General features: G+C 45.0%; 22 protein-coding genes. 19 read left to right on the top strand and 3 right to left on the bottom strand.

What is annotated here, in order from left to right:
• Positions 1–72: 72 nt before the first annotated feature.
• Positions 73–1,203: a tRNA guanosine(34) transglycosylase Tgt gene (gene tgt, locus G3570_RS15735; protein ID WP_165143828.1), complete on the bottom strand. Its 1,131-nt coding sequence runs from the start codon at positions 1,201–1,203 to the stop codon at positions 73–75.
• A 147-nt stretch (positions 1,204–1,350) separates the two neighbouring features.
• Between tgt and G3570_RS15730 the strand changes: the two genes are divergently transcribed.
• The 9 genes from G3570_RS15730 to G3570_RS15690 all read left to right on the top strand — a co-directional run bounded on the left by G3570_RS15730 (position 1,351) and on the right by G3570_RS15690 (position 7,788).
• The gene (locus G3570_RS15730; RefSeq protein WP_165143824.1) at positions 1,351–2,079 is read left to right on the top strand and encodes a polyprenol monophosphomannose synthase; all 729 of its coding nucleotides are present in this window, start codon (positions 1,351–1,353) and stop codon (positions 2,077–2,079) included.
• A gap of 115 nt (positions 2,080–2,194) precedes the next feature.
• Positions 2,195–3,190, top strand: a complete 996-nt coding sequence (locus G3570_RS15725; protein ID WP_165143823.1) for an acetyl-CoA carboxylase carboxyltransferase subunit alpha — start codon at positions 2,195–2,197, stop codon at positions 3,188–3,190.
• 4 nt (positions 3,191–3,194) lie between these two features.
• Positions 3,195–3,629, top strand: coding sequence for an acyl-CoA thioesterase (locus G3570_RS15720; RefSeq protein ID WP_249067203.1), 435 nt, complete (start codon positions 3,195–3,197; stop codon positions 3,627–3,629).
• Between the two features lie 2 nt (positions 3,630–3,631).
• The gene (locus tag G3570_RS15715; protein WP_165143822.1) at positions 3,632–4,135 is read left to right on the top strand and encodes a DUF2085 domain-containing protein; all 504 of its coding nucleotides are present in this window, start codon (positions 3,632–3,634) and stop codon (positions 4,133–4,135) included.
• Positions 4,113–4,670: a DUF4199 family protein gene (locus G3570_RS15710; RefSeq protein ID WP_165143821.1), complete on the top strand. Its 558-nt coding sequence runs from the start codon at positions 4,113–4,115 to the stop codon at positions 4,668–4,670. The genes G3570_RS15715 and G3570_RS15710 overlap by 23 nt, the downstream gene beginning before the upstream one ends.
• Before the next feature lie 56 nt (positions 4,671–4,726).
• Positions 4,727–5,674, top strand: coding sequence for a CPBP family intramembrane glutamic endopeptidase (locus G3570_RS15705; protein WP_165143820.1), 948 nt, complete (start codon positions 4,727–4,729; stop codon positions 5,672–5,674).
• Entirely contained in the window at positions 5,667–5,936 is a 270-nt protein-coding gene (locus G3570_RS15700; protein WP_165143819.1) for a putative signal transducing protein, read from the top strand. The genes G3570_RS15705 and G3570_RS15700 overlap by 8 nt, the downstream gene beginning before the upstream one ends.
• A 3-nt stretch (positions 5,937–5,939) precedes the next feature.
• Complete coding sequence (locus tag G3570_RS15695; protein ID WP_165143818.1) at positions 5,940–6,761, top strand: phosphatidate cytidylyltransferase; 822 nt, start codon at positions 5,940–5,942, stop codon at positions 6,759–6,761.
• Positions 6,748–7,788 carry a dipeptide epimerase gene (locus G3570_RS15690; RefSeq protein ID WP_165143817.1) on the top strand — a complete coding sequence of 347 codons (1,041 nt, stop codon included), beginning with the start codon at positions 6,748–6,750 and terminating at the stop codon, positions 7,786–7,788. Before G3570_RS15695 ends, G3570_RS15690 begins: the two co-directional genes overlap by 14 nt.
• 159 nt (positions 7,789–7,947) lie before the next feature.
• Here G3570_RS15690 and G3570_RS15685 read toward each other — a convergent pair whose 3' ends face one another.
• Positions 7,948–8,397, bottom strand: a complete 450-nt coding sequence (locus tag G3570_RS15685; protein WP_165143816.1) for a MauE/DoxX family redox-associated membrane protein — start codon at positions 8,395–8,397, stop codon at positions 7,948–7,950.
• 133 nt (positions 8,398–8,530) lie between these two features.
• Here G3570_RS15685 and G3570_RS15680 point away from each other — a divergent pair, with 133 nt between their 5' ends.
• Complete coding sequence (locus tag G3570_RS15680; RefSeq protein ID WP_165143815.1) at positions 8,531–9,427, top strand: TIGR01777 family oxidoreductase; 897 nt, start codon at positions 8,531–8,533, stop codon at positions 9,425–9,427.
• Between the two features lie 88 nt (positions 9,428–9,515).
• Here G3570_RS15680 and G3570_RS15675 read toward each other — a convergent pair whose 3' ends face one another.
• Positions 9,516–12,167: a hypothetical protein gene (locus tag G3570_RS15675; protein ID WP_165143814.1), complete on the bottom strand. Its 2,652-nt coding sequence runs from the start codon at positions 12,165–12,167 to the stop codon at positions 9,516–9,518.
• Positions 12,168–12,302: 135 nt separating this feature from the next.
• Between G3570_RS15675 and G3570_RS15670 the strand changes: the two genes are divergently transcribed.
• The 9 genes from G3570_RS15670 to tsaD all read left to right on the top strand — a co-directional run bounded on the left by G3570_RS15670 (position 12,303) and on the right by tsaD (position 25,254).
• Positions 12,303–14,432: a BatA domain-containing protein gene (locus G3570_RS15670; RefSeq protein WP_165143813.1), complete on the top strand. Its 2,130-nt coding sequence runs from the start codon at positions 12,303–12,305 to the stop codon at positions 14,430–14,432.
• Positions 14,433–14,434: 2 nt separating this feature from the next.
• Positions 14,435–15,019: a hypothetical protein gene (locus G3570_RS15665; protein WP_165143812.1), complete on the top strand. Its 585-nt coding sequence runs from the start codon at positions 14,435–14,437 to the stop codon at positions 15,017–15,019.
• A 59-nt stretch (positions 15,020–15,078) separates the two neighbouring features.
• Complete coding sequence (gene hflX / locus G3570_RS15660) at positions 15,079–16,368, top strand: GTPase HflX (protein WP_165143811.1); 1,290 nt, start codon at positions 15,079–15,081, stop codon at positions 16,366–16,368.
• 31 nt (positions 16,369–16,399) lie between these two features.
• On the top strand, positions 16,400–17,065 hold the full coding sequence (locus G3570_RS15655) for a CBS domain-containing protein (RefSeq protein WP_165143810.1): 666 nt from the start codon (positions 16,400–16,402) through the stop codon (positions 17,063–17,065).
• A 100-nt stretch (positions 17,066–17,165) separates the two neighbouring features.
• Positions 17,166–20,159, top strand: coding sequence for a tetratricopeptide repeat protein (locus G3570_RS15650; RefSeq protein ID WP_165143809.1), 2,994 nt, complete (start codon positions 17,166–17,168; stop codon positions 20,157–20,159).
• Positions 20,160–21,452: a 3-phosphoshikimate 1-carboxyvinyltransferase gene (gene aroA, locus G3570_RS15645; protein ID WP_165143808.1), complete on the top strand. Its 1,293-nt coding sequence runs from the start codon at positions 20,160–20,162 to the stop codon at positions 21,450–21,452.
• 148 nt (positions 21,453–21,600) lie between these two features.
• Positions 21,601–22,026 (top strand): Hsp20/alpha crystallin family protein, encoded by a 426-nt coding sequence (locus G3570_RS15640; RefSeq protein WP_165143807.1) that lies wholly within the window; start codon positions 21,601–21,603, stop codon positions 22,024–22,026.
• A 121-nt stretch (positions 22,027–22,147) separates the two neighbouring features.
• The gene (gene dnaK / locus G3570_RS15635) at positions 22,148–24,094 is read left to right on the top strand and encodes a molecular chaperone DnaK (RefSeq protein WP_165143806.1); all 1,947 of its coding nucleotides are present in this window, start codon (positions 22,148–22,150) and stop codon (positions 24,092–24,094) included.
• A 158-nt stretch (positions 24,095–24,252) separates the two neighbouring features.
• Positions 24,253–25,254, top strand: coding sequence for a tRNA (adenosine(37)-N6)-threonylcarbamoyltransferase complex transferase subunit TsaD (gene tsaD / locus G3570_RS15630; protein ID WP_165143805.1), 1,002 nt, complete (start codon positions 24,253–24,255; stop codon positions 25,252–25,254).
• Positions 25,255–25,374: the final 120 nt, after the last annotated feature.

Here is a 25,374-nt window from a genome sequence, read left to right as displayed (position 1 = left end):
GCTTCCTCACTTTTTTTATTGTAATGAATTACCAAGCCTCTATGCTACATGTATATGAGGCTTTTTTATTGGCTAGATCTTCTGATCAACTTGCTCAGCCATGCCGGCATACCAATCACTAAAGGTTCCATCTTTGATACGCTTGCGCATCTGCTCCATCAGCCACAAATAAAAGGTGAGATTGTGAATGGAGGTAAGTTCCAAACCTAGTAATTCGCTGTTGCGAAAGAGATGGTGCAGGTATGACATGGTATATTTTTGTGACACATCGGAGGGGAACTCTTTATCAAACACCTTGTGATGATTCTTCCACTTGGCATTACGGATGTTTATGATACCATGCCGGGTAAAGATCTGACCATTGCGAGCATTCCGTGTGGGCATTACGCAGTCAAACATATCAATGCCCAGTGCGACACAGTGCAACAAGTTGGCCGGAGTACCGACGCCCATCAGGTATCTGGGTTTTCCGGCAGGCATTAAGTCGGTATTCAGATCAGCCATTTCATACATGAGTTCAGCAGGTTCACCCACACTCAGGCCTCCGATCGCCAGTCCCTCAAAATCCTGTTCTGTCATGAACTGTGTAGACTCTTTACGCAAATCTTCATAGGTGCCCCCTTGGATGATACCGAATTGATATTGGCGATGTCCGTATTTGGATTCCGTATCTAAAAATGCTTTTCGCCCCCTCTCAGCCCAGCGATGCGTCAGCTCCATGGATTCCTTTGCATATTCATAGCTGCAGGGATAGGGAGGACATTCATCCAGCAGCATCATGATGTCAGAACCGAGCACGCGTTGTATTTCAACCACATTTTCTGGTGTGAAAAGATGTTTGGAGCCGTCAAGATGACTTTTAAAGTGGGCACCCTTCTCTTTCAGTTCTCTATTGTCGGATAGAGAGTAGATCTGGTAACCGCCTGAATCAGTGAGTATTGGACCATCCCACTGCATGAACCGGTGAAGGCCGCCCGCTTCTTCAATGATATCACAGCCCGGCCTCAGATAGAGGTGGTAGGCATTGCCCAGTATTATTTGGGCATGGATTTTATCCCGGAGATCCTCCGGTTTTACCGCTTTTACGGTCCCAAGAGTGCCAACCGGCATGAAAATGGGAGTCTCAATATTCCCGTGGTCTGTTTTTAGGATTCCCTTGCGGGCTTTAGTACTCTGGTCTTCTTTGTGCAGTTCAAACAAAATTGTACCGGTTAATTATCAGTTCAGACGCTTCTGAAAGCGACTTTTTAAACCTTTGAGTATAATCAATTTCAGGTGTTTAATTAATTGATAAATTTGTATCCTTTCACACTAATTGGGATGGGAAGAAATACCAATCAATCAAATATAATGCAGAATCAGATTCTTGTTATAGTACCTACCTATAATGAGGCACATAATATTCCGAAAATTATTGAGTCCGTTCTGAATCTGGACGAACCTACACATCTGTTGGTAGTAGATGACGGCTCACCGGATGGTACCGGGGATATCGTTGAAGAGTTAATTCCATCCTATGAAGGAAGGTTACACCTAATAAGAAGATCTGGTAAACTTGGCCTGGGTACAGCCTATGTACGGGGTTTTAAATTTGCTCTCGAGAAAGGGTATACCTACGTATGTGAGATGGATGCCGATTTTTCCCATAATCCGGAAGATATCCCGGCCCTGGTGGAGGAAGTAAGAAGTGGTAATGCGGATGTAGCCATCGGTTCTCGATATTCCAAAGGTATCAGCATTATTAACTGGCCCCTAAGCAGACTGATACTGTCATACGGTGCCAATTTGTATGCACGTATTATCACAGGTCTTCCGGTTGCTGACACCACAGCGGGGTTCAAATGTATTCACCGAAAAGTATTGGAAAATATTTCGGTGGAAGGCATACGTTCTAACGGTTATGCTTTTCAGATAGAACTGCACTTCCGGGCTTGGAAGGCCGGTTTCCGTCTCAAAGAGGTGTCAATCATATTTCGGGAAAGGGAGGAAGGGGTCTCCAAAATGTCAAAAAAGATTGTATGGGAAGCTATTTGGAGAGTCTGGTTTCTTAAATTTCAGAGTATATTCGGAACCTTATAACATCTTTCGGATACGTATATTACAGTTAAAGATGGTTTGGATAAAGTTCTTAAAGTATCGACCTTAAGTTTGTATATTTGAAAATAATTTGAAGAAATAGATTAACCGGTTACCTATGCAGTATCTCGAATTTGAACAGCCGATTGCAGATCTGGAGCAAAAAATAAAAGAACTGAGTGAGCTTTCTATTGCCGACGATGAAGTTCTTACCCCTGAAATCAAGCGATTGAAAAAAAGGGTTGAAGAGCTGAGAGAATCTATTTTCAGTAACCTTACACGCTGGCAGCGTGTTCAGCTTGCCCGGCATCCCGAGCGTCCCTATACGCTTGACTATATTTATAAGATTACAGAAAATTTTGTAGAGCTGCACGGGGATCGCTACCACAGCGATGATAAAGCCATTGTGGGCGGTTTTGCCACTATGGACGGGCAGTCGGTGATGATCATGGGTCATCAGAAGGGAAGGGATACCAAGAGCAGGCAGTACCGCAACTTCGGTATGGCAAATCCCGAGGGATACCGGAAAGCTTATAGACTGATGAAACTGGCCGAAAAGTTTGATGTACCCATTGTTACGCTGCTTGATACACCGGGTGCCTATCCCGGGCTGGAGGCTGAGGAGCGTGGGCAGGCGGAAGCCATTGCAAAAAATCTTAAGATGATGGCGATGCTGAAGGTTCCATTAATAACGGTCGTCATCGGCGAGGGTGCCAGTGGCGGTGCAATCGGTATCGGAATGGGTAATGAGGTATTTATGATGGAAAATACCTGGTATTCGGTAATTTCACCGGAATCATGCTCATCCATACTTTGGAAGACTTGGGATTATAAGGAACAGGCGGCCGCAGTTTTGAAACTCACTGCAGAAGATCTTAAAGAACTAAAGGTCATTGACGGCATCATCAAAGAACCTTTGGGAGGAGCGCATCGAGACCCGGATAAATCTGCTCAATCAGTAAAAAAACAGATTTTAGACTCTCTAAAGCGACTTAAGAAGCAAAAACCTGAAAAGCTGGTTGAAAACAGGATTCAGAAATATTCTGCGATGGGTGAATGGGCCAAAGCATCCAAGCCAAAAGCTAAGGCCAAGGCAAAAAATTCAAAAAAATAGCTCTTTGTTTCCTACCGGCGAGCCACTTTATACCTATTCTCACAAACTTCGAAGCCGTTACGGAGAAACGGACCAGATGGGTTATGTCTATTATGGGAGATACCTTGAGTATTTCGAAGTGGCTCGAACTGAGATGATCCGCTCACTGGGTATGCCGTATTCCTCCCTGGAAGCACAGGGGGTGATGCTGCCGGTTGTACGGACCGAAATAGATTATAAAGCACCTATTTACTATGATGAACTAATGGATATTAAGGTGCATCTTTTTACAGTTCCAACCGTTAAACTTGAAACCTACTACGAAATTTTTACCGATCGATCGGAAGATCCTCATGCACTGGGAAAGGTTGTTCTCTGTTTTATGAAAGAAGAAAACAGAAAACCATGCAGGGCTCCCGAAAATTTTCTGGATCGTTTGTCGGAGTTTCAGAATCAGTAGTTATGTGGGCCAATTTAGAACAAAAAAAATTATATGTACTGGTACTGTCTCTGACTGCTTTCTTGGTATTGACAGCACTGGGAGGAGGTATTTTCAGTCAGCCGGGTATCTGGTTTGACCACTGGCAACATAAAGCGTTTACCGGACTATGTCACCAGAATCCACAGCGATCTTTTTGGATTAACGGGAGTCCGATGGCCGTTTGCAGCCGTTGTTTTGGGATTTACAGCACCGTATTTATAGGCTGGCTCTCATTTCCCATGATACCGAAGCTCCTTGAACGTATGGATGGCTATAAACGCTGGATGCTGATGGGTGTTTTACTCATAAATTTCATAGATGTATTTGGAAATTTTATTGGAATGTGGCAAAATACGCTTGTTTCCAGATTTGCCTTGGGAGGCCTGGTCGGACTCTCAGCAGTTTTAGTTATCGGTTACGAATTCATTGGGATCAATAAAATAAACATTAAAGGGATACGGTATGGAACAGACAAATCAAACTAACGGTACACCACCAAGTTATCTGACTTCGGTCGGGATTGCTGCAGTTATTTTCAGCCTATTAACAACCGTACTTCAGCTAATCAGTGGATACATGCAGATCAATGCCGAACCCACGGGATCCTTATTTTCACCCACCATGCTTTTTGGTTTGGTAGTTTGTCTGGTGGGAGCCTTTGGGGGTATGGTTGCCGTGTGGCACTATGCCAACGAATACCAGATAACAATGAAACTTGGAAAAGGAGCCCTGATCGGATTTTTAACGGGACTCGCGATGGTAATTATAGGGATTGTTTTAAATAAACTCTGGCTTTTGTTTGATCCCGATATGCAGCAAAAGATGATGGAAAGCACCATCGCCAACTTTGAGGCCATGGATATGCCTGAAGAAACCAAACAGCAGATGATCGATCAGGCGGCCTCGCAGGCGAATCCATCCATTGGAATGCAATTGCTGTATGGTATTCCCATTTTTGGCATACTGAATCTCCTGACAGGTATGCTGGGAGTTTCGCTATTTGCACGGAATAAGGAGTAATAACTAGCTTCAATTCAGGCCGATGAAATTGCTCCTCGGCCCAATAAGATTTTTATATGAATCTCGATAACGACGAATCATCACAGCCGGCAGTTTACAGGTCATGGGCAGAAAGAAACGGATTTTCCGACTGGTCCCTGGCAATTTTATGGATTATCATAGCATTTATAGGGTTTCAATTTACTGCAGCTATAGTAGCTGTAGTTCTTCTTATGATAAACCGGGAAGGCCCTTTGAATGCTGCTGAAATTACCCAGTCTTTTACTGAGAACCTGGACCTGCTATTTGTAGGTAATACAACCGGCCAGATACTCTTTCTGGGACTAGCCACCTGGTTTTTTGTAAGGCTGCATGCTTCCAAATCACAGCGTCCGGCATTTCTACGTTTCTCAACTAATGAGAAAACTCCCTCAATGCTGGGGCTAACGTTTATTTTGATCCTGGCCATACAGCCTACGGTCTGGTTTCTCGGCTGGCTGAACGCTTTCCTTCCGGTTCCGGATATGTTGAGTGAATTCCAGAGTTCTCAGATGCAGATGATTGAAAATTTCCTTAGAGGCGATCATCTGTTGATACTTACCTTATTTCATGTGGGTGTTGTTCCTGCAATTTGTGAGGAGGTTCTTTATAGGGGCTATGTGATGCGGGCCTTCCAGAAAAGCTGGGGTATACTTCCGGCTATCCTTATTTCAGGACTGCTTTTCGGGTTATATCATGTGCAGCTGAGTAATTTATTGCCACTGGCAACAATCGGTATTGTTCTGGGGTATGTTACCTGGGTAAGTGAAAGTATCTACCCGGCCATGTTGGCTCACTTCGTTAATAACGGGGGAAGCGTGCTGGTGGGATCTTATTTTCCGGATACTGCGTTTGCTGAGATGACACCTGAAACAATGCCGCCGATCTGGGCAGTAGCGGTTAGTATTATTATTTCAGGTTATTTAATTTATTTTATGTATCAACAGCATAAGAATTTAGCCTCAACAGGAGACACAGATGTTTAAAGGACCGGACCCCAACAAAATTGAGAATTGGACCTGCGTGATGGAGCGTAGCACTGAGCTGGAAGTGGAAATGGCCAAGAACTATTTATCCAACCTGCAAATACCCTCCAATATATTATCAAAACGAGATTCAGCCTACAGTCTGAATGTAGGTGAAATGGCACTGGTTTACCTTTATGTGCCGGATGAGTATGAAGAGGAGGCCAGAGAAGCTATTAAAGAGTGGGAATCATCGGAACACCTAGATGATGAGGAAGAGTAAACGGTGAGTGAATTAGCCAAAAGAATTCTATTTGCCGTTCCTGCTGCTGCCATATTTCTTTACATAACCTGGATTGGGGGTTGGGCTTTCACCTCGCTGATTGTAATCATTGGCATGCTGATGCAGTATGAAATGATTAACGTCAGCACCAAAGCAGGTTTCAAGCCTGATGATTTCTTTCCTTATACCATTGGACTGTGGATCTTACTGGTTCCGGTTTTACCTCATGCTTTGGAGATTGGAGTAGGTATTTTTTTACTGCTCATGGCCATGCAGGTTCTGAAGAATCCATCCAAAGGCATACAGGAAATGGTTTCTACTCTTTTCTCCGGAGTATATGCTCCGCTCGGTATGCTCATGTTCTTGATGACCCGCAACCTTGGTGAGACTGATACCGGTTTTGTGCTTACTTTAAGTTTATTATTGATGGTCTGGGGCAATGACGTTTTTGCCTATTTTGGAGGCAAATATACCGGTTCCCACCTCATGGCTCCTGATATCAGTCCCAAAAAAACATGGGAGGGTTTCGGTTTTGGAATCCTGGGCGCCATTGCCGGTCTGCTGATTTCGATTTACCTGATACCTATCGCTTATCCGGTATCTGTTTTATATGTGTTGCCGCTGGCTTTGGTGCTTAGCATCTTTGGCCCGCTAGGCGACCTGGCCGTAAGTAAGATGAAACGCGCCGGGGGATTAAAAGACACCGCCAATATTTTGCCGGGGCACGGTGGCTTTTTAGATCGTTTTGATGCACTGATATTAGCTGCACCCGCTTTTTATCTTTACATCTATTTCTTAGAGGTATTCGGATATGTCTCGGTTTAGGCTGGAATATGAAAAGGTAAGTCTCAGTCTCAAACAGCCATTTACTATTTCCCGAGGTACCAAGAGTGAAGTCAACAATGTTATCGTCAGACTCTCTGCAGATGGTGTAACCGGCGTGGGTGAAGCCGCTCCCAATAGCCGTTATGATGAAGATGCAGAAAAAGTCGCTAATTTCTTGGAAGCTCTTCCCAACAGCTTTTTTGATGATATCTCCCATCCCAACCAACTGAATGAACTGCTTGATGAAGTGGCAACAAGAAATTCAGTTCCTTCTGTGCAATCAGGCAAAGCCGCTGTTGAGATGGCATGGCTTGATTGGTATGCCCAAAATCAGGGGCAGCCCCTTTGGAAATTATGGAATGCACCAACTACCCGCGGGCCGCAAACCTCCTATACCATTGGTCTTGATGAGATTGATATCATGCAGCAAAAAGTGCAGGATGCCAGGGAATTCCCCATATACAAGGTCAAGCTGGGCACCGGGCGAGACAAGGCTATCATCCGGGGGATTCGCGAGGTCACCGATAAGCCCATTCGGGTGGATGCAAATGAAGGGTGGGCAAGTGTCGAAGAAGCGAGTCAGATGATTCGTTTTCTTGCAGACCATAATATTGAACTTGTCGAGCAGCCGTTGCCCGCATCCCGTTTTGAGGATTTGGTAAAATTAAAGAAAGAGTCGGTTCTTCCGCTCTGTGCGGATGAGAGTTTTATTGGAGATGAGTCGCTGGAAGAGATTGCCCAGGCATTTGATATCATCAATATCAAACTCATGAAAATCGGAAGCATGACCAAAGCACGCAATGTTATTACAAAAGCCCGGAAACTGGGACTTAAGATCATGATCGGTTGTATGATTGAGAGCTCCGTTGCCAACACTGCAGGTGCCATACTGGCTTTATGGGCAGATTATGCAGATCTGGACGGTCATATACTAATAAAAGAGGATCCTTATCAAGGCGTAATGCTTGACGAGTATAAACATCTAATAGTGAGCGAGAGAACTGGGCTGGGAGTAGTCAATCGTTGAGATATATCTGATTGAGAAACTGCTTATTGGTAGTAAGCACTATCAGAACAATTACTTCATACAGGGTTTTTTGCCATTGAATTATAAAGATCCGGATCCTCCAACAAAGAGTGTCATTCCGATTTTCAGGACTTCGATTCGGATGAGCCGGTCAGGAAACTAAACCTTCGGTATACTTCTTGTTTGCAACAGCCTCGAAGATAGAATCAAACCGCCGGATACAAGTATCAATAAAACGGCATTGCGAATTAGAGTAGCAGTCAGTCCGCCACCGATCCCCAAAGCACCGAAGCATCCGCAGCTCTCTATACTCATTCCTTGCAAGTAAAAGTGACCGAGCACGGCGGTAAAAACTGATACCATTAGCAGGGACGCCCAAAGTGAAAGCTTTACTTTTTTGCCCCAGAGCAGCAGGGAAGCCAGAATAAGTTCAATCAGGGAAGTGCCTATGACAATAGGGTCGGCATATTCGATGAGCCAGTAAAATTCAGAAGCCAGTAGCTCGACCAGATAACGAGCGTCACTGCTGTCAATCAATTTTCCAACTCCTGAAGCAAGAAAGATGAGTCCCAGGAGTATTCGAATGGTTAAAAGTATATTTTTTTGCATCTTAGGCTTCTGGTTCAAAATACGGGGATACTTTTAGAGCAAAGTTATTATGTATTCCTGAAGAATGATTTTGAAGTAAAAACATTTATATAACTAAAGAAATTAGACCTATAAATTTAATAAACAAATTAAAATGAACATACTCATCACCGGGGGTACGGGATTCATTGGTAGCGAACTGAGGGACATGCTGCTACAGGAAGGCCACTATCTTACCATAATTACTCGATCACCAAAAAAGTATGAAGATGAAAAAGCAAAGAATCAAAAGTTTATCTCGTGGGATGATGACCTTAGCGAAGCCATGGAAAATTCGGATGCCGTTATAAATCTCGCGGGGGCATCGATCTTCGGACAGCGTTGGACAGAGGAAGTCAAACGCAAAATACTAGATAGCCGGGTGAAGACGACCCGAAAGCTGGTACAGGCAGCAGGTGATGCCGAGAATCCACCTGAGCTTATGATATCCGCTTCAGCAGTCGGATACTATGGGGATAGAGGTGATGATGTTCTAACCGAAAGCGAACCGGCAGGGAATAGTTTTTTGAGTAATGTCTGCTTGGAGTGGGAAGCTGCCGCACAGGAGATTGAGGACCATGGTGTCAGGCTAGCCATACCAAGAATCGGCATCGTCCTAGAAACAGGAGGAGGGGCCTTGCAGCAAATGCTACCACCTTTTAAACTGGGAGTGGGTGGACCGGTGGGAAGCGGTGATCAGTATTTTCCATGGATCCATATGTATGACCTCTGCCGCGGGTTAAAACATCCTCTAGAAAATGAAGCTTTTGAAGGGGCATATAACCTGAGTGCTCCTAACCCGGTGACCATGAATGAGTTTGCTGACAAACTGGGCGAAGTATTGAATAGGCCGACTTTTTTCAGGGTACCGGAATTTGCCTTGAATCTGGTGCTCGGAGAGGCTGCCGATCCGATTCTGGAAAGCCTGAGAGTTCAGCCCAAAAAACTGCAGCAAGCCGGCTTTGAGTTTAAATTCCAGTATGTGAAAGAAGCCCTGGCAGATATTCTGTAATCGATACTTTTTCTACCACAGAGTTTCACTGAGAAAATAAAAGAGTTGCACAGAGATTTTCTTTGTGTAACTCAGTGGTAAAAACGTCCTATTCAGATTGACCGTAAATCGTCCAGCAGCGGAGGCCTTCACGGGTTTGGGCAATAAGTTCGACATATTGGTCTCCGTCAATATTTTCAACGATGGGGTACTCCATTCCCGTTGTTGGAAGCGGTTGAATACGCTCTCCTCCCAATAAAGTCCATGCATACAGGCGTCCAAAACTGGCAAGTGCTATCAGATCACTTCTGTTATCGTTATTGATATCCGTAATGAATGGAGAAAACCCTTGTGCGCTGGGCTGACCCATGCTTTTTGTAAAACGAAGCTGTCCATTGGAATTCAGAAGAAATGCCGAACCGTTGGCGCTCATGCTTATGATCATATCTCCCGAGTGTGTTTCTGACTCTTCATCCGCCCGAACCCTCACATTCTGAACTGTCGGCGTTCCGGTAAGGGCACTATTTGAAACGTACACCGCCTCTATACCTGATTCTTGAGAGGTGCCGGAATAGATATTAAGGGAGTCTGCAAAAAGTCTGTTTCGACCGACGGCATACAGATATCCGTCGGCTGCTCCCGCCAGTATTCTTCCTTGATACAAATAAGGTGATCCGCTTAATGAGGCATTCACAAATTTCGGGAACCCGTCACGTGGTACTCCATCCGGGAACCAAGCATGAATCGCATTTTCTGAAAATGCCATTACGGAGTAGGCACCCTCATAGTAGTCAATAGTGGGTTTCGTTCTAATGACAGAGTTGGTAGTCAGGGGCCAGCCCGTAAGATTTTGCCCCCTGCCGTCAAAGGCATGCAGTTGCCTGTTGGCGGTTGCGACCAGTGCTTCAGGAAGTCCGTTGCGATCGATATCCTGAACAGCAAGTGGAGAAGTGATCTGTTCATTGAGCTCAAACGGAAACTGTGGCAGAGAAGATCCGGTTTCATCCCAGCCATAAATTTTGTTGCCCGCCGCAATCAAAATGACCCTTTGGTTGGTGGCATACCAGTCGTACACGACCGGTGAACCCACGGGGGTATCGCTGCCCGTGTCCAGTTTCAATACAACCGTACCGTCTGCCGCTAGTGCATAGATACTGCCGTTCTCTGTTGCAAATACAACTTCATCTCTGGAGCTTCCACCGATATCCGTGAGAATCGGTTTACCGGTCAGATCGGAACCACCGGTGGGGAAGAGCCACTTTTCCTGGTAGGGCTGGTCGGAACGGCTTGTCTGGTAGGTTCTGAGGCTAAAGCCTAGGCTGTTTCCATCCTCATTCAGCCGGGTGCTGATACTGACCATATCAAACTGAGAAGCGATAATGCTTCCGTAATTATCCGGGCCGAGAAAAGGTTCAATGAAGGAGTAGAAGTCGGAATTTCCAATAAAGACCCCGCTGATCTCTTCAGGAAGATCCTGTTTGATGTCCCGATAATTCTGTTCATAGTAGATCACCCTTCTGCGGCTGCGATCGGAAGCTACTATTTCTGCAAGCCCTTTTCTTTTGGAAATCACTACCACATCTCCGGTAAGATCAAGATAAAAATCACGGATATCTGACATACCTGATCCGATAAGTTCAGACAAGATCCGGCTTTGGATGAAATAGGTGCCGCCGCTTAATTCAGCCATCCCATCATTTACCAGAGCATCCAGTTCTTCCCGTAGCGCACCGCTATCGGTAACTTCCCTGATAAAAAGATGCTCACCGGTAGAAAGGAATCCGGATTCTGAGTACATAACCATGGCAAAAGGATTTCCAAGGCTCTTGGCAAACTTTGAATACCGTACTTTGTCGTCCATCAGTTGTACGTCAAGTTCCGTGGTATCGGGCAGGGAAGCCGGTGGGGCAAGTCGGGGCTCCAGACGAAAAATCCCAAAAGCGGCAGCATTTGACGAGATATACCGATCAAGTTCAATCGGAGCGTTTTGGTGAGAAAGAGCTGCTACCAGCTCGCTGGCAGGGTCATTGGTCAGTGGTATGGTACCGCTGAATATATCACCTGAAATTTCTTCTCCTTCCATTCTCGATACATCAAGCAAGACTGGTCCTGTACCTTTCAGACCATTCTTGAGGTATGGCCGATAGCTAACTTTAGATAGCTGTGTTGCTACCTTATCAAGAGCAGGAGTATTCATTATTATGGAACCCGGTTTCAGTTCGAACCCATCTGTAGCAAGTGCGGGTTGTTGCCCTACATAAGAACGAACGACATCTTCAATACCTAGGCTTGATTCCGACAACAGCAGAATATCATTTAGCTCAGCTGCAAACACGGCTCTTTCCCTGATATGCAGCTTGTGAATTGTGACTCCCTTGAAATGGTATTGGTTCTGAGTAAACTTTTTATAGTAAATCTGTTGGAGGTTAACGACCAGTCCGGGTTTAGACTCGGTGACCCATATGGGTTCGAGATTTGACTGGGTACCCGGATAGAGCATGACGGCCTTTAAAGTCAATGAGCTGGACGCCGATGAATCGACCTGGGAAACAAGAGGGATTGCAGAAGAGGTAATGTCATCTAGAAATGGTATATACTCTGACTGTAAAACAGAATAGATAGTAGCATCTTCAGCCGGAATAATTACAAAGGGCGTTTTCTCGGGAACTGCCTGGTACCAGTTTTTGTCCGGAATGTTGCTGCAGGCATGCACGAGAAACAGGGGTATTAACAGCACGCTGCATTTTAGTAGACGGAGCATAGACGTATGTAAAAATTTCTCAGTAATAATATTTTGTAAAGGCTGTTAATGTTATAGCTTATAATTCAAGAATGAAAAGTATTTTTGCATTATTCCTATTCTGGAATCGGTAAAAAGGTAATAATTTTGGTTTAAATGAATTTTCTGAATCCTTTTTTCTTATTAGGTATTATAGCCGTAGCGGTTCCGGTGATTATTCATTTGATCAATTTAAGAAGGCCTCAAAAGGTACAGTTTTCTACGCTTTCATTTTTGAATGAACTCAAAAAAAGTACCATTCGAAAAATCAGAATCAAGCAGTATCTTCTGATGGCTTTGAGAGCACTGGCTGTGTTATTTCTAGCGCTGGCTCTTGCACGACCCTTTCTACCTCCAACTCTAACAGGATCGTCAGGTTCCGATAGTCCAAAAGCAGTTGGCATTATTATCGACAACAGCCCAAGTATGGAAAGAGTGAGTGCCCGCGGACCTATTATTGAACAGGCCAGGCAGGTTGCCCAAACCATTATTGACGGTGCTCGTCAGGAAGATAGATTCATTGTGACTAATACGAATGGAGAACAGTCTCAAGTTACTCTGCAGAGTGCTTTACGGGCACAGGAAAGCATTCGGAATATCGAAACTCAAAATACCGGTAATTTTATTTCCGAGACGCTTTCCCTGGTTTATGAGCGGCTGGAGCAGGCCCCCATCGAGCAGGCTATAGTATACTTAATCACAGATGGTCAAAAAAGCCAGCTGCAAAAGCTTGAGAGTTTCGATATTGAGCAGTCCTCTGATACCAAACAGATCACCTTTCAGCTGGTAGAATTGGGAAATTCTGAACAGCAAAATCTTGCCATCTCCGATCTCAGTCTTAAGAGTCAGATGTTAAGTAGCGGAACCCCGGTTACACTTGGTGTAACCTTGGAGAATACCGGTGAGGTGGAAGCGGTAAATCAATATGTCTCCCTGGAGATCCGAAACAGGATGTCGGGACAATACCAGGTAGAACTTCAGCCCGGTGAGAGCCGCGAGTATCTTTTTGAGATTGTACCGGATCAGACCGGTGATATACCGGGCCGGATTATCATTGATGGTGATGAAGTCACCTTTGATAACTCACGTTACTTTGTACTCAGAATCCCTGAAACTCGATCGGTATTGTTGCTCTCGGAAGATCGAGCAGCCTCTAAAGACTTCAGGTCATATCTGAACCCGGCCCTTGAAGCAGCTCGGAAAACGAATACGCAAATCACGTTTACAGAACGCACCGTGCAGGAGGTCGGACAGGCGGAACTTGCCGGTTACGATGTCATAGTACTCGATGGTTTGAAAGAAATTCCGGAATACTGGTTCAACGATTTACAGCGTTACATTCAAAATGGCAAGGGGCTTCTCTTTTTTCCGTCAGAACAGGGGAATGTTGGTAATTACAATGATTTCTTTGAGCTTTTTAATGCCGGTGAATACCGTAATATCATTGGTGAATATGCTTCCTTTAAACCTGCCGGCGAATTTGATGATTTGGTAGAGGGGCATCCTATCCTTAATGAGCTTTTTGAAAAAGAAGGTGACGAACAGATAAGCCTGGACCTGCCTGAACTCTTTTTCTATTATCAATACGAACCGCCTGAGAACACCGGTACTTACAATATCCTTCAATCGCGATCCGATGAAGCTTTATTGACCGAACAGCGTTTCGGAGAAGGGAAGGTGCTGATCTCTGCATTCGGTTCAGACCCCGGGTGGACCAACTTTCCGATAAATCCCTTGTTTGCGCCCCTATATTATCGTGCAGTCTTGTATGCTTCCTCTTCCGAGCAGGGGGGGCTTGACCAATATACCCTGGGCCAGCGTTTTGAATGGGAAGGATCTATGCAGAATCTAAATGTTCAGATAGAAAAGGGTGAGGAAACAGTTATACCCGAGGTTCAGGGCATGCCGGAAGGTATACAGATCAGTTATCCGGCAAGGGAATGGACGCCCGGCATACTTACCATAAGCGCGGGAGAGGAAAAAAGATTGATCGCTGTAAATCAGGACATAATGGAATCGTACTTTGATACGTTACCCTATACAGATCTTGATAATTTGCTCTCAAAATACGTAACTATAAATAGTGCAATCGATGCGAGCGAAATTTCCGAGAACGGTCTGCAAGAACAGCTCAATGCTGCGAGCTTTGGCAAGGAAATCTGGAACTGGTTTGTTTGGATAGCTCTGTTACTGCTTGTTGCAGAAATGCTGGTGTCTAAGTTATACAAAGCTGAAAATATGAATTAAACATGGTGCTTAATACAGAATTAATGATCTCCCTTTGGGTCCTGCTGGGTATCTTCAGCCTGGTTTCTACCTTACTGGCGGTTTCAACGCTTGTAAATGTAGTGAGACTCAGAAATGTACGCCTCAACTGGAAAGCAGGCAAAATGAAGGGATATCCGCTATTTTCGACCCTATTTTTAGGGGTCAGTGTATTACTTGTAGGTATCGGGTTGTTCCGGGAGTCTTTCCAGGAACTATCCATGGCTTCGTTATACATGATCATTGCCATGGGATGGTTTATTACCAGTTACCTTGCTTCCAAGCGTTATGTCACAAATCACGGTATAGTTAAGAATGTAAATGACCCCTCTCAGACTATTGCCTGGCACCAGATAAGGGACTTCGTAGAAGAAGATCAACCACAGGGAACAAAGTTCCTGTTTATCTACTCTGAACCTGCTATGGATGAACCCGGCAAAATACTCAGACTTAATCTTTTTGTCCCTGACAGGAAATTGAGCGATTTTAAAAAATTAATTTCACATAAACTCGGACGTCGTATAACTTGTTATGAAACGGAGTCAATTAAGGTGGAACACTTTAATTGATTCGACAGGGATATTTACTTCCCAATCACACTTTTCAATTCATCTTTAGTTAAACTCATTTGTTAGAAGAAGTACAAAATTCAGACATAGAGCAGGAAAAAGCACTTCTAGTTGGCGTTTACGGGCCTGATACTCCAAGAATACAGGCTGAAGAGTATCTTGAAGAACTGGCTTTACTAACCGATACAGCCGGGGGTATACCTGTTGAGAAAATTTTACAGAATCGCACACATCCCGATCCCTCAACATATATTGGTAAAGGCAAACTGCGGGAATTAAAGCAGATGGCCGGGTCTAAAGATATCGGCACCATCATTTTTGACGACGATTTATCCCCAACACAGATTCGAAATGTAGAGAAAGAGACCAAAGTAAAAGTGTTGGATCGAAGTGGTCTTATTCTTGACATTTTTGCCGGAAGAGCAAAAACGGCAGCCGCTAAAACTCAGGTTGAACTGGCACAGCTTCAGTATCTGCTTCCGCGTCTTACCCGTTTCTGGTCTCACCTTTCCAGACAGCAGGGTGGTATAGGAACCCGAGGTCCCGGTGAAACTCAGATTGAGACGGACCGAAGGCTGGTTGACAAACGCATATCCACTCTTAAAGACAAGTTAGAAAAGCTTGACAAACAGCGTAAAACCCAACGAAAGGGACGTTCTAATATGATACGTCTCTCCCTTGTAGGCTATACCAATGCTGGAAAATCCACCCTGATGAATGCGCTTACGGATACCAAGGTACTTACTGAGGATCGTTTGTTTGCTACTCTCGACTCTACCGTAAGACGTTTTGATTTAGAGAATTACGATATACTGCTTTCCGATACGGTAGGCTTTATCAGGAAACTTCCCCATAACCTGATTGAGAGTTTTAAATCGACACTCGATGAAGTGCGTGAATCAGATATCCTGCTGCATGTAGTGGATGCTTCATCCACAGTTATTGACGACTATATTACGGTCGTAGAAGATACGCTTGAGGATCTGGATATCAAGGATAAGAAGATGCTTATGGTCTTCAACAAAGTGGATAAAGTGCAGCCGGAACAAATTTCGGAATTGAAGGCAGCCTATCCCGATGCGGTATTCATCTCCGCAGAGAGGGGTATCGGTCTTGATAAACTCGAAGACTGCATTCAGGAATTAATTGAAGAAGATTTCGTTACAAAAACGATGAAGATACCCGTTTCCAAGTACGAGGGAGTGGCCTTTTTACATCGTGTAGCCAACATTCATAGCGAACAATACGTAAATTCCAGTGTAAAGTTGAAGTTCAGCATTGCTAAGGAAGATTTAATGAGATTGAAAAATATGCTAAACAATATTGATTCTCCCGAATCAGTTGTTTAAATACCGTGAGTAAGTAATAAATCATACATCTATGCTGGCTAAACAAGCACTGAATACCGAAATAGAGCCTCTTGAGAGCAATGATGCCGTATCCGAAGCGATACATAGCATGGTTGTGCTTAAAGTATCTAGCCTGCCCGTAGTCGATGATACTACCGGCAAACTCTTGGGACAGGTTACTCTGGAGCAGCTCGAAAACGCTGAAAGCGACCAGTTAATTTCTGATGTGGAGTTGCAGCAGCCGGTGAAGATCTATTACGAACAGCATATCTTTGAAGCCGCACGACTTATGTTGCAGTATGAGATGAGACTGCTTCCGGTGGTTGACAAGGAAAAAACGTTTATCGGCTATCTCGGTAAGACCAGAGTGCTCGAATCACTTACCCACATGCTTAATCTTGCCGAATCGGGGTCTGTAATTACTATCGAGCTTAAGCAGCGTGATTTTACACTTGCGGAAATTGTTCACCTGATAGAATCGGAAGGAGCCAAGATACTGGGTATTACGGTAGAGACACCGGATATTCAAGCCGGAGTTTACGAAGTTTCCGTCAAGCTTAACCTGCGGGATATCTCCAGGGTGGCCGCTACCCTGAGGAGACATGAGTATACTGTGCTTACCGATTCCAGCGCCGAAATGTTAGGTGTGGATGTAGAAACCCGGGCAGATCAGCTCATCAAATATATGGATATGTAATATCTGTATAATTTCTTTTCTTTCCCGGGTTTTTGCGGAACAAAAGTTCAATTCTTGATATATTCAGTAATAACCAGAAACGGAAATTTTATTACCGCTAATGCTTCGAGCCCGATTACTTTCACTTCTCCTCGCGCCGGCTTTATTACTCATACCCACACTTTCAAATGCACAGGAAATTCAGAAGCCTGTCACCCATGATTATGAACAGGGGATAGCGCTTTTTGATAAGGGGCTCTATGAAGAAGCGTTAGTAGAGTTTGAGAACTTCATTGAAGATTATCCCGATCACGAGCTGGCTACTTCCGCTAAATTTTACAAGGCCCGGTCGCTGGGAAAGGCCGATTCCGTGAATACGGAGTCCTATTATGAGGAATATATTCGCAGCTATCCCAAAGAGACCTTTTCGCAAAAACTGCTTTTTGAACTGGCACAACGATCGGAAGAGAACATGCAATTCGACAAAGCAATCTCTTTTTACCAGCGTTCTCTTGACTATGGGATGAGGGATAAACAGGCGGCAGAGGTAAATTACTGGATTGCAGAAGACTATGTGTCCATGGGTAACAAGCAACAGGCACGATCACGATTTCTGCATCTGGCCGACCGTTATCCGGAATCATCCTGGGCATCCAAAGCCTTGTATGCCAGGGGTAGGCTCTACCTGAGCGAAAATAAATATGATTCATCTTCAGTAGCGTTCGAACTGCTTAAGGAACGTTATCCAAATGATGAAATTACCCGGCGTATCGGTACTGCCCTCGGGGAGTCTTATTACCAGCAGGGTGAATATGAGAAAGCCATAGAAGCCTTTATCAATGCAATGCCTTATTTGGAGGGTGAACTGAAATCAAAAGCGGTTTACCTGATTGCCGAGAGCCACAACTATCTCAGAAATTTTGATGAAGCCTCCAAGTACTATCTCCAGTATATAAACCTTGAGAAAGGAACAATGAATGAGCGAAAGGCTCATTACGGTTTGGGCTGGGTATATCACAAGCAGGAAATATATCACTGGGCGTCGGATGAATTTAACAAGGCCGTTAAGGGTGATGATGAACTGGCCCGTAAAGCTCTCTATTACAAAGCGGTCAATGAAAAACTGGGAGGCCGTTACCCGGCGGCTATTGAGTCGTTTCGAAGATTCGGTGAACTGTATGAGACCGGTCTTTGGGTTGAGGAGGGATATTACGAATGGGCTATCACTGCCTTTGAGCTGGGTCAGTACGGGGAATCAATTGAAGTACTGCTTTCCCTGGTTCGGGATGATAGCGAGCTAAAATGGCCCGGTAAAGTATATACGCTTCTTGGAGAATCCTATTTTGCAAACAAGGAATATACCCGGGCGCTTCAGGCATTTGAGGCAGCAGAAAATAGTGCTGATATTGATCCGGCCGTAAAGCTTCAGGCACGATTTCAAAAAGCATGGGTACAGTACCGTAACCAGGCTTACCGGCAGGCTCAGCCTACCTTTGAACAGGTCTACAACGCCGCACCGAATACCAAGTTAGGTAAGGAGGCACTCTTTTGGAGTGCCGATGCACATTACCAGATGCAACAATTCGGACCTGCCAGCAATCATTTCGCTGCGTTTATCAGGCAGTATCCGGATCACGAGCTGATCGGCGCGGCTTACTACTCGCTGGGATGGAGCTATTTCCAAATGGGTTCATTCGGGAAGGCAATCTCCCCGCTCAAGGAATTTCTGGACAATTATGAGCCACCTGAAATTGCACTTTTCCCCTACGATACCGACACCCGTTTGAGGCTGGGAGACTCGTATTATGCCGTGGGCGATTATGAAAATGCCATCAATACCTACCAGGAAGCAATTGGCGCCGAGCCCGGCGGGGATTATGCCATGTTCCAGATCGGTAATTCCTACTACAGGGCTGAGAACACTTACGAGGCAGTGACTACATTCCGTAGATTCCTGCGCATCTATCCCTACAGTCGACTTAGGGAACAGGCACAATATAATATTGCCTATATCTATCTCAATTCAGGAAACTATACCCAGGCTATAGAGGAGTTTCAGACAGTGATCAATAAGTATCCCAATACATCCTGGGCGGCTCGTTCGCAATACAATATAGGGGATGCCTATTATAACTCCGGTGAGTATCAGGAAGCGATTGAGGCCTACAAAACCGTGATGGAGAAGTATCCGCGTAGTGACTATATCATTGAAGCGGTCAACGGGATACAATATGCCCAGCTCTCTGCAGGAAAAACAGATTCAAGTTCCGCAGTACTGGAAGATTTTCTGGATGATAATCCACAGACTACCACCGCAGATCGACTTCGTTACCGTCAGGCAGAAACACTGCTACAATCCGGCGACTACGATAGTGCGATTGATGAGCTAAGACAGTACATCAGAATAACGAACAACCAGCAACTTTTACCGGAGGCACAGTTCAGCCTGGCTAATGCATATGAACAGACAGGGCAGATTGATCAGGCTATGGAGACTTACAATTTAATTGTCAATAGCTATCCTGAATCTGAGAGGGCGGCTCCGTCGTTAGCATCACTGGGACGGCTAAGTTATAGTCAGGGTCAGTATCAACAATCGTTTGATTACTTTAGCCGTCTCGGGGAACAGGCACAAGGATACCGCCTGGAAGCTTATATTGGTATGGGTAATGCACAGCTGGCTATGGGCAATATTGATGAGGCCCGCTCTCAGTTTGAATCAGCTTTAAGTGTTAACGGAAGTTTTGACCCGGCCAGGGTAGGGCTCGGGAAAGTAGCGCTGGAGAACGGCAATTACGCAGAAGCTATGGACCGCCTGAATTTGGTTGCTGAATCCAATACCACGGAGATAGGGGCTGAAGCCCAATACCTGATTGGCCTTGCGGAGCAGGAGCAGCAGCAGTTTAACGAGGCTCTGGAAGCTTATTCTAACGTTAAAGTGCTCTACAGCGCCTATGACAACTGGGTTTCGAAATCCATGCTCCGAAGTGCTGAGTGTTATATTCAGATGGGCAATCGCGGGGAGGCAAGAAATACGCTGAATGAGATTGTAAGAAACTACCCGGGAACGGAGGAAGCTCAGAAGGCACAACGACTCTTAGACTCTGGATCATAGATGAGTTCAGCCAAGGAAGTAAAGCCTGCTAAAAATATCAAAGGAACAGTTGAGCTGCCTGCCGACAAATCCATATCTCACAGAGCGGCACTTTTTGCGGCGCTGCATGAAAGCACTTCCCATATCAGTAATTTTTCTGCAGCGGCCGATCCCCAAAGCACCTTGGCTTGTCTGCGTCAGCTAGGTATTGAAATTGAAGCAAAAGGGCAGGATCTGAGTATTAAAGGCAAAGGACGCTATGGTTTCAACGAACCTGAAGAACCTCTGGATTGCGGTAATTCCGGCACTACGATGCGATTGCTTAGCGGGATTGTGGGAGGCGCCGGTGTAAACTGTACGCTGACCGGTGATGAGTCACTGTCTGCTCGTACCATGAAACGCATCATTGACCCACTCAGAGCCATGGGTATTGATATCTATGGTAGAGAAGATAACTTTGCTCCCTTAAAGATAAGTAGAAAAGATCCCGTAAAAGCGCTTCATTTTGAACTACCCATTCCAAGCGCGCAGCTTAAATCATGTGTTCTTCTGGCCGGATTATACGGTAAAAATACTACTAGCGTCATTGAAACAATACCAAGCCGTGACCATACCGAGCGATTATTACAGCTACCTATTGAGTTGAAAAAGGATCGGAAAATTATTGGCAGCGACAACTCCATGGTGATTCCGGAACAGAGTTACCGAATTCCCAATGATTTCTCAGCTGCAGCTTTCTGGCTGGTGGCGGGTAGCATACATAAGCAAGGCTCTGTCAGGCTTACTGATGTAGGAATCAATCCCAGCCGTACCGCAGCACTAAAAATACTGCAAAAGATGGGTGCTGAAATTTCGATGGTGAAAGAGAATCGTGAAGCAATAGAACCGTTTGCAAACCTACATATTACCGGAAGCACTTTACAACCGGTTACGATAACTGAAAAGCTGGTTCCTAACCTGATTGATGAAATCCCCATCCTGGCTATTGCCATGTTGTTTGCCGAGGGAACCTCAACAATAAGAGGGGCCGAAGAGCTGCGGCACAAAGAGACTGACCGCCTTTCAGCTCTGTCTGATATGCTAAAAAAGGCAGGTGCAAGTTTCAAAGAGATGGAAGACGGCCTTGAAATTCATGGAGATCCGAAATTTGTGCCACGCCCGGCATCCTACAATAGTTACCACGACCATCGCATTGCGATGTCAGCTGCCATACTGGCTTCTAAAGGGTCGGAACCCTCAAAGGTCAAGGGGGGTGAATGTACTGACATTTCCTACCCGGGTTTCTGGGAAGATCTCAAGATGCTGACGAATTGAGATAAGACGACTCTCAGTACCCGCAATTCTGACAAATCCATTTGCATAGAAATTCTATAATGCCAATACGTCATAAAAAATGACGCGCTTACCTCCTTGGCATTGTGATTGCTCATATAAAAGTGAATAAGAAATTAACGGTAAGCATATGAGCGAATTCACCATTGATATTGAAAAGCAGTTGACCAAACTGGGTAAAGATATTCAGGATTTTGTTGAGCGTATTGTACCGCTCGAAGACAAAGGTCATGATTTTACCCCGGCTTGTGATATTGTTGAGAGTGAGGATGACTATAAAATCATGATTGATTTACCGGGTCTCACAAAGAAAGAAATTAATATCGCTCTTAAAGAGCATGTACTGACTGTAAAAGGTGAACGCAGTGAAACGCTCAGTGACGAAGAGACCTATCGCCGACAGGAGAGAAGGTCAGGCGTTTTTTCACGTTCTTTTGCACTGCCTGAAAATGTAAATGCTGCTGAAACCAGTGCGCATTTTCGCAGCGGGGTACTGACAATATCAATGCCGAAGTCGGACGTACTTAAGGATTCAAAGTCTATACCGATCAACTAAAGCGAATTAGTGAGAGGAAGTCTTTTCCAGGATGAACTTGGAAAGGATATTCTAAGAAGAGTGAACAGAACAAGATTTTTTAAAGAATTAAACATTTAATCAAAAATAACAGATAAGCATTATGGGTAAAATTATAGGAATTGACTTGGGTACTACCAACTCCTGCGTTTCCGTAATGGAAGGAAACGAACCTGTAGTAATACAGAATTCAGAAGGTGGTAGAACAACTCCTTCCGTTGTTGCTTTCTCGAAAGACGGAGAGCGACTGGTTGGAGCACCCGCCAAACGACAAGCTATTACAAATCCCGAAAAAACAATTTCCTCCATCAAACGATTCATGGGTCGTCTTTATGATGAGGTAAAAGAAGAAGCTAAACAGGCTTCCTATGAAATTGTAAAAGGGGATGACGATACGGCGCGTGTACAAATTGAAGATAGAAAGTACGCACCACAGGAAATCTCAGCCATGATCCTGCAGAAGATGAAACAGACGGCTGAGGAGTATCTGGGTGAAAAAGTGACGGACGCCGTCATTACCGTACCTGCATACTTTAACGATGCACAGCGTAAAGCAACTCAGGAAGCCGGTGATATTGCCGGACTGAACGTAAAACGAATTATTAACGAACCTACAGCCGCTTCTTTGGCTTACGGCCTTGATAAGAAAGATCAAGATCAAACCATCGTAGTTTATGACCTTGGTGGAGGTACATTTGATGTTTCTATCCTTGAGCTGGGCGACGGAGTATTTGAAGTGAAGTCCACCCGTGGAGATACGCATCTTGGCGGTGACGATTTTGACTCTCGTCTCATTGATCATCTGGCTTCGGAATTTAAGAAAGATGAAGGCATCGATCTGAGAAAAGATCCGATGGCCATGCAGCGACTGAAAGATGCTTCTGAGAAAGCCAAAATTGAGCTTTCCAGTTCACAAAAGACCAATGTCAACTTGCCCTTTATTACGGCAACCGACTCCGGTCCCAAGCATCTGAATATCGACATCACTCGCGCACAGTTTGAGAAGATGATCGATGATCTGGTCCAAAAAACCATTGATCCTTGCAAAAAGGCGCTTGAAGATGCCGACCTAGGCAAGAATGATATTGACCAGGTAATTCTTGTAGGTGGATCCACTCGAATACCGAAAATTCAGGAAGTTGTAAAAGAATTCTACGGTAAGGATCCAAGTAAAGGAGTAAATCCTGACGAAGTGGTAGCAGTTGGCGCCGCTATTCAGGGTGGTGTAATGTCCGGCGATGTCGATGACGTGGTACTGTTGGATGTTACTCCGCTGACGCTCGGTATTGAGACTCTTGGCGGTGTAACCACGAACCTGATCGAAGCCAATACGACGATCCCAACCAGCAAGACGGAGACCTTCTCAACGGCAGCTGATAATCAGACCAGCGTTGAGATTCACATCCTGCAGGGTGAGCGTGCCAAGGCACAGGACAACAGAACACTCGGACGGTTCCATCTTGATGGAATCCCGCCGGCACCAAGAGGCGTGCCTCAGATTGAGGTTACCTTTGATATCGATGCTGACGGTGTGCTGAACGTGAGTGCCAAAGACAAAGGCACAGGCAAAGAACAGAGCATCCGTATTGAATCTTCTTCCGGACTTTCCGAAGAGGAAATCGAGAAGATGAAGAAAGATGCCGAAGAGCATGCTGAAGAAGATCAGCGTATTAAAGAACGTACTGAAAAGCTGAATGAAGCCGACAGTCTCGTGTTCTCAACACGCAAGCAGCTTGATGAGCATAAGGATAAGATATCTGAAGGCAACAAAGAGAAAATTGAATCCGCTCTTGAAAAAGTTGAGAAACTCCACAAAGAAGAAAATGTGGATGAACTCGATGCAGCCATGGAAGAACTGAACGAAGCTTGGAATGAAGCTTCTCAGGAAATATACCAGGCCGCACAGCAAGAACAGGCTCAAGCCGGCGCAGCCGGACCGGGTAACGGACAACAGCCTGGCGGAGGAGCTCAAGCTGAATCCTCTAAAGAAGAGGACGAAGCGGTAGATGCCGATTTCGAAGTTGTCGATGAAGAAGAGGACAACAAGTAAGCACAAGCTTCAGAAAACTTCATAAACTAAAAGCCTCTCATCGAATGATGGGAGGCTTTTTTTATGTATACATTTGCCTATAGGTTTATGGTGACTCTGGGAAATGCCTTATATTTGCCCCAGGATAAAAGAAAAGCTTTGTTAATATAACGGTTGACATGACCATACTGGGTATAGAATCTTCCTGTGATGAGACAGCAGCCGCTGTCTACACGAAAGAAGGCCTCAAATCAAATATAATTGCCTCACAATCGGTTCACCGAAGGTATGGCGGGGTTGTGCCCGAACTGGCATCGCGAGCCCATCACAAAACAATCTGGGGGACAGTTCGACAGGCACTGGATACGGCCAATGTTTCTATCAAAGAGATAGATGCCATAGCCGTAACTCAGGGCCCCGGTTTAATGGGGGCACTTCTTGTCGGGATCTGCTTTGCCAAAGGGATGTCGGTAGCCCGGAATATCCCGCTTATCGGAGTGAATCATATGGATGCCCACATATATGCAAATTTTATTGATGAAAATCCGGAGTACCCTTTCGTCTCGCTCACTGTTTCAGGGGGGCACACTCAGCTGGTCCTGGTGGAAGGGCCTTTTAATCAGAAAGTATTGGGACGAACAAGAGATGATGCAGCAGGGGAGGCGTTCGATAAAATCGGTAAAATACTCGGGCTACCCTATCCGGCAGGACCCGTTATTGATGAAAAGTCGAAAACCGGTGATCCTGAATTTCATCGATTCCCACAGGCACTACTGAATGAGGGGTTTGAATTCAGTTTTTCAGGCTTAAAAACATCGGTATTGTATTACCTGGAAGAGAAAGACAATAGGGAAAGCTTCCTGGAAGAACATCTGAATGACATCTGCGCCAGTGTTTCTGAGGCGATTACGGAAGTACTGGTCAAAAAACTCAGAAAAGCAGTTGAAGAAACCGGTGTGCAAAGCATGCTACTTGCCGGTGGCGTCTCAGCCAATTCCATGCTTCGTGAAAAAGCCAAATCCCTGGCTGCTGAACTCGGCATCAAACTGCATATACCAAAGATGGCCTACTGCACGGATAATGCTGCTATGATCGCGGTTACAGGATATATGATGGCTCAGCAGGGGATGTATTCAGACCTGAACATGAAGCCTTTTGCGAATTTTGAAGCTGGAAGCTAGATGTTGGAAGTTGGTGGTTAGAAATTGGATGTGAGAGGGTTGTTAAATTAAAAAGCTGTGACCAGCGTCCACGCTTGAATCAGTCTCAAAACTAGAAGCTGGAAGTTGGAACTTGGATAG

Origin of the sequence: Halalkalibaculum roseum, from assembly GCF_011059145.1 — a bacterium.
Taxonomy (GTDB): Bacteria; Bacteroidota; Rhodothermia; order Balneolales; family Balneolaceae; genus Halalkalibaculum; species Halalkalibaculum roseum.
The sequence above is the reverse complement of the archived record's forward strand: the minus strand, read 5'-3'. Positions and strand labels throughout refer to the sequence as shown.

Bases quoted from the DNA above. Each gene is read 5' to 3' on its own strand.
- dnaK (WP_165143806.1), top strand. From the start codon at position 22,148: ATGGGTAAAATTATAGGAATTGACTTGGGTACTACCAACTCCTGCGTT.
- G3570_RS15715 (WP_165143822.1), top strand. From the start codon at position 3,632: ATGTGGGCCAATTTAGAACAAAAAAAATTATATGTACTGGTACTGTCT.
- G3570_RS15650 (WP_165143809.1), top strand. From the start codon at position 17,166: ATGCTTCGAGCCCGATTACTTTCACTTCTCCTCGCGCCGGCTTTATTA.
- G3570_RS15725 (WP_165143823.1), top strand. From the start codon at position 2,195: ATGCAGTATCTCGAATTTGAACAGCCGATTGCAGATCTGGAGCAAAAA.
- G3570_RS15705 (WP_165143820.1), top strand. From the start codon at position 4,727: ATGAATCTCGATAACGACGAATCATCACAGCCGGCAGTTTACAGGTCA.
- G3570_RS15730 (WP_165143824.1), top strand. From the start codon at position 1,351: ATGCAGAATCAGATTCTTGTTATAGTACCTACCTATAATGAGGCACAT.
- G3570_RS15655 (WP_165143810.1), top strand. From the start codon at position 16,400: ATGCTGGCTAAACAAGCACTGAATACCGAAATAGAGCCTCTTGAGAGC.
- G3570_RS15685 (WP_165143816.1), bottom strand. From the start codon at position 8,397: ATGCAAAAAAATATACTTTTAACCATTCGAATACTCCTGGGACTCATC.
- G3570_RS15675 (WP_165143814.1), bottom strand. From the start codon at position 12,167: ATGCTCCGTCTACTAAAATGCAGCGTGCTGTTAATACCCCTGTTTCTC.
- G3570_RS15700 (WP_165143819.1), top strand. From the start codon at position 5,667: ATGTTTAAAGGACCGGACCCCAACAAAATTGAGAATTGGACCTGCGTG.
- G3570_RS15710 (WP_165143821.1), top strand. From the start codon at position 4,113: ATGGAACAGACAAATCAAACTAACGGTACACCACCAAGTTATCTGACT.
- tsaD (WP_165143805.1), top strand. From the start codon at position 24,253: ATGACCATACTGGGTATAGAATCTTCCTGTGATGAGACAGCAGCCGCT.
- G3570_RS15665 (WP_165143812.1), top strand. From the start codon at position 14,435: ATGGTGCTTAATACAGAATTAATGATCTCCCTTTGGGTCCTGCTGGGT.
- G3570_RS15670 (WP_165143813.1), top strand. From the start codon at position 12,303: ATGAATTTTCTGAATCCTTTTTTCTTATTAGGTATTATAGCCGTAGCG.
- G3570_RS15680 (WP_165143815.1), top strand. From the start codon at position 8,531: ATGAACATACTCATCACCGGGGGTACGGGATTCATTGGTAGCGAACTG.
- G3570_RS15690 (WP_165143817.1), top strand. From the start codon at position 6,748: ATGTCTCGGTTTAGGCTGGAATATGAAAAGGTAAGTCTCAGTCTCAAA.
- G3570_RS15640 (WP_165143807.1), top strand. From the start codon at position 21,601: ATGAGCGAATTCACCATTGATATTGAAAAGCAGTTGACCAAACTGGGT.
- aroA (WP_165143808.1), top strand. From the start codon at position 20,160: ATGAGTTCAGCCAAGGAAGTAAAGCCTGCTAAAAATATCAAAGGAACA.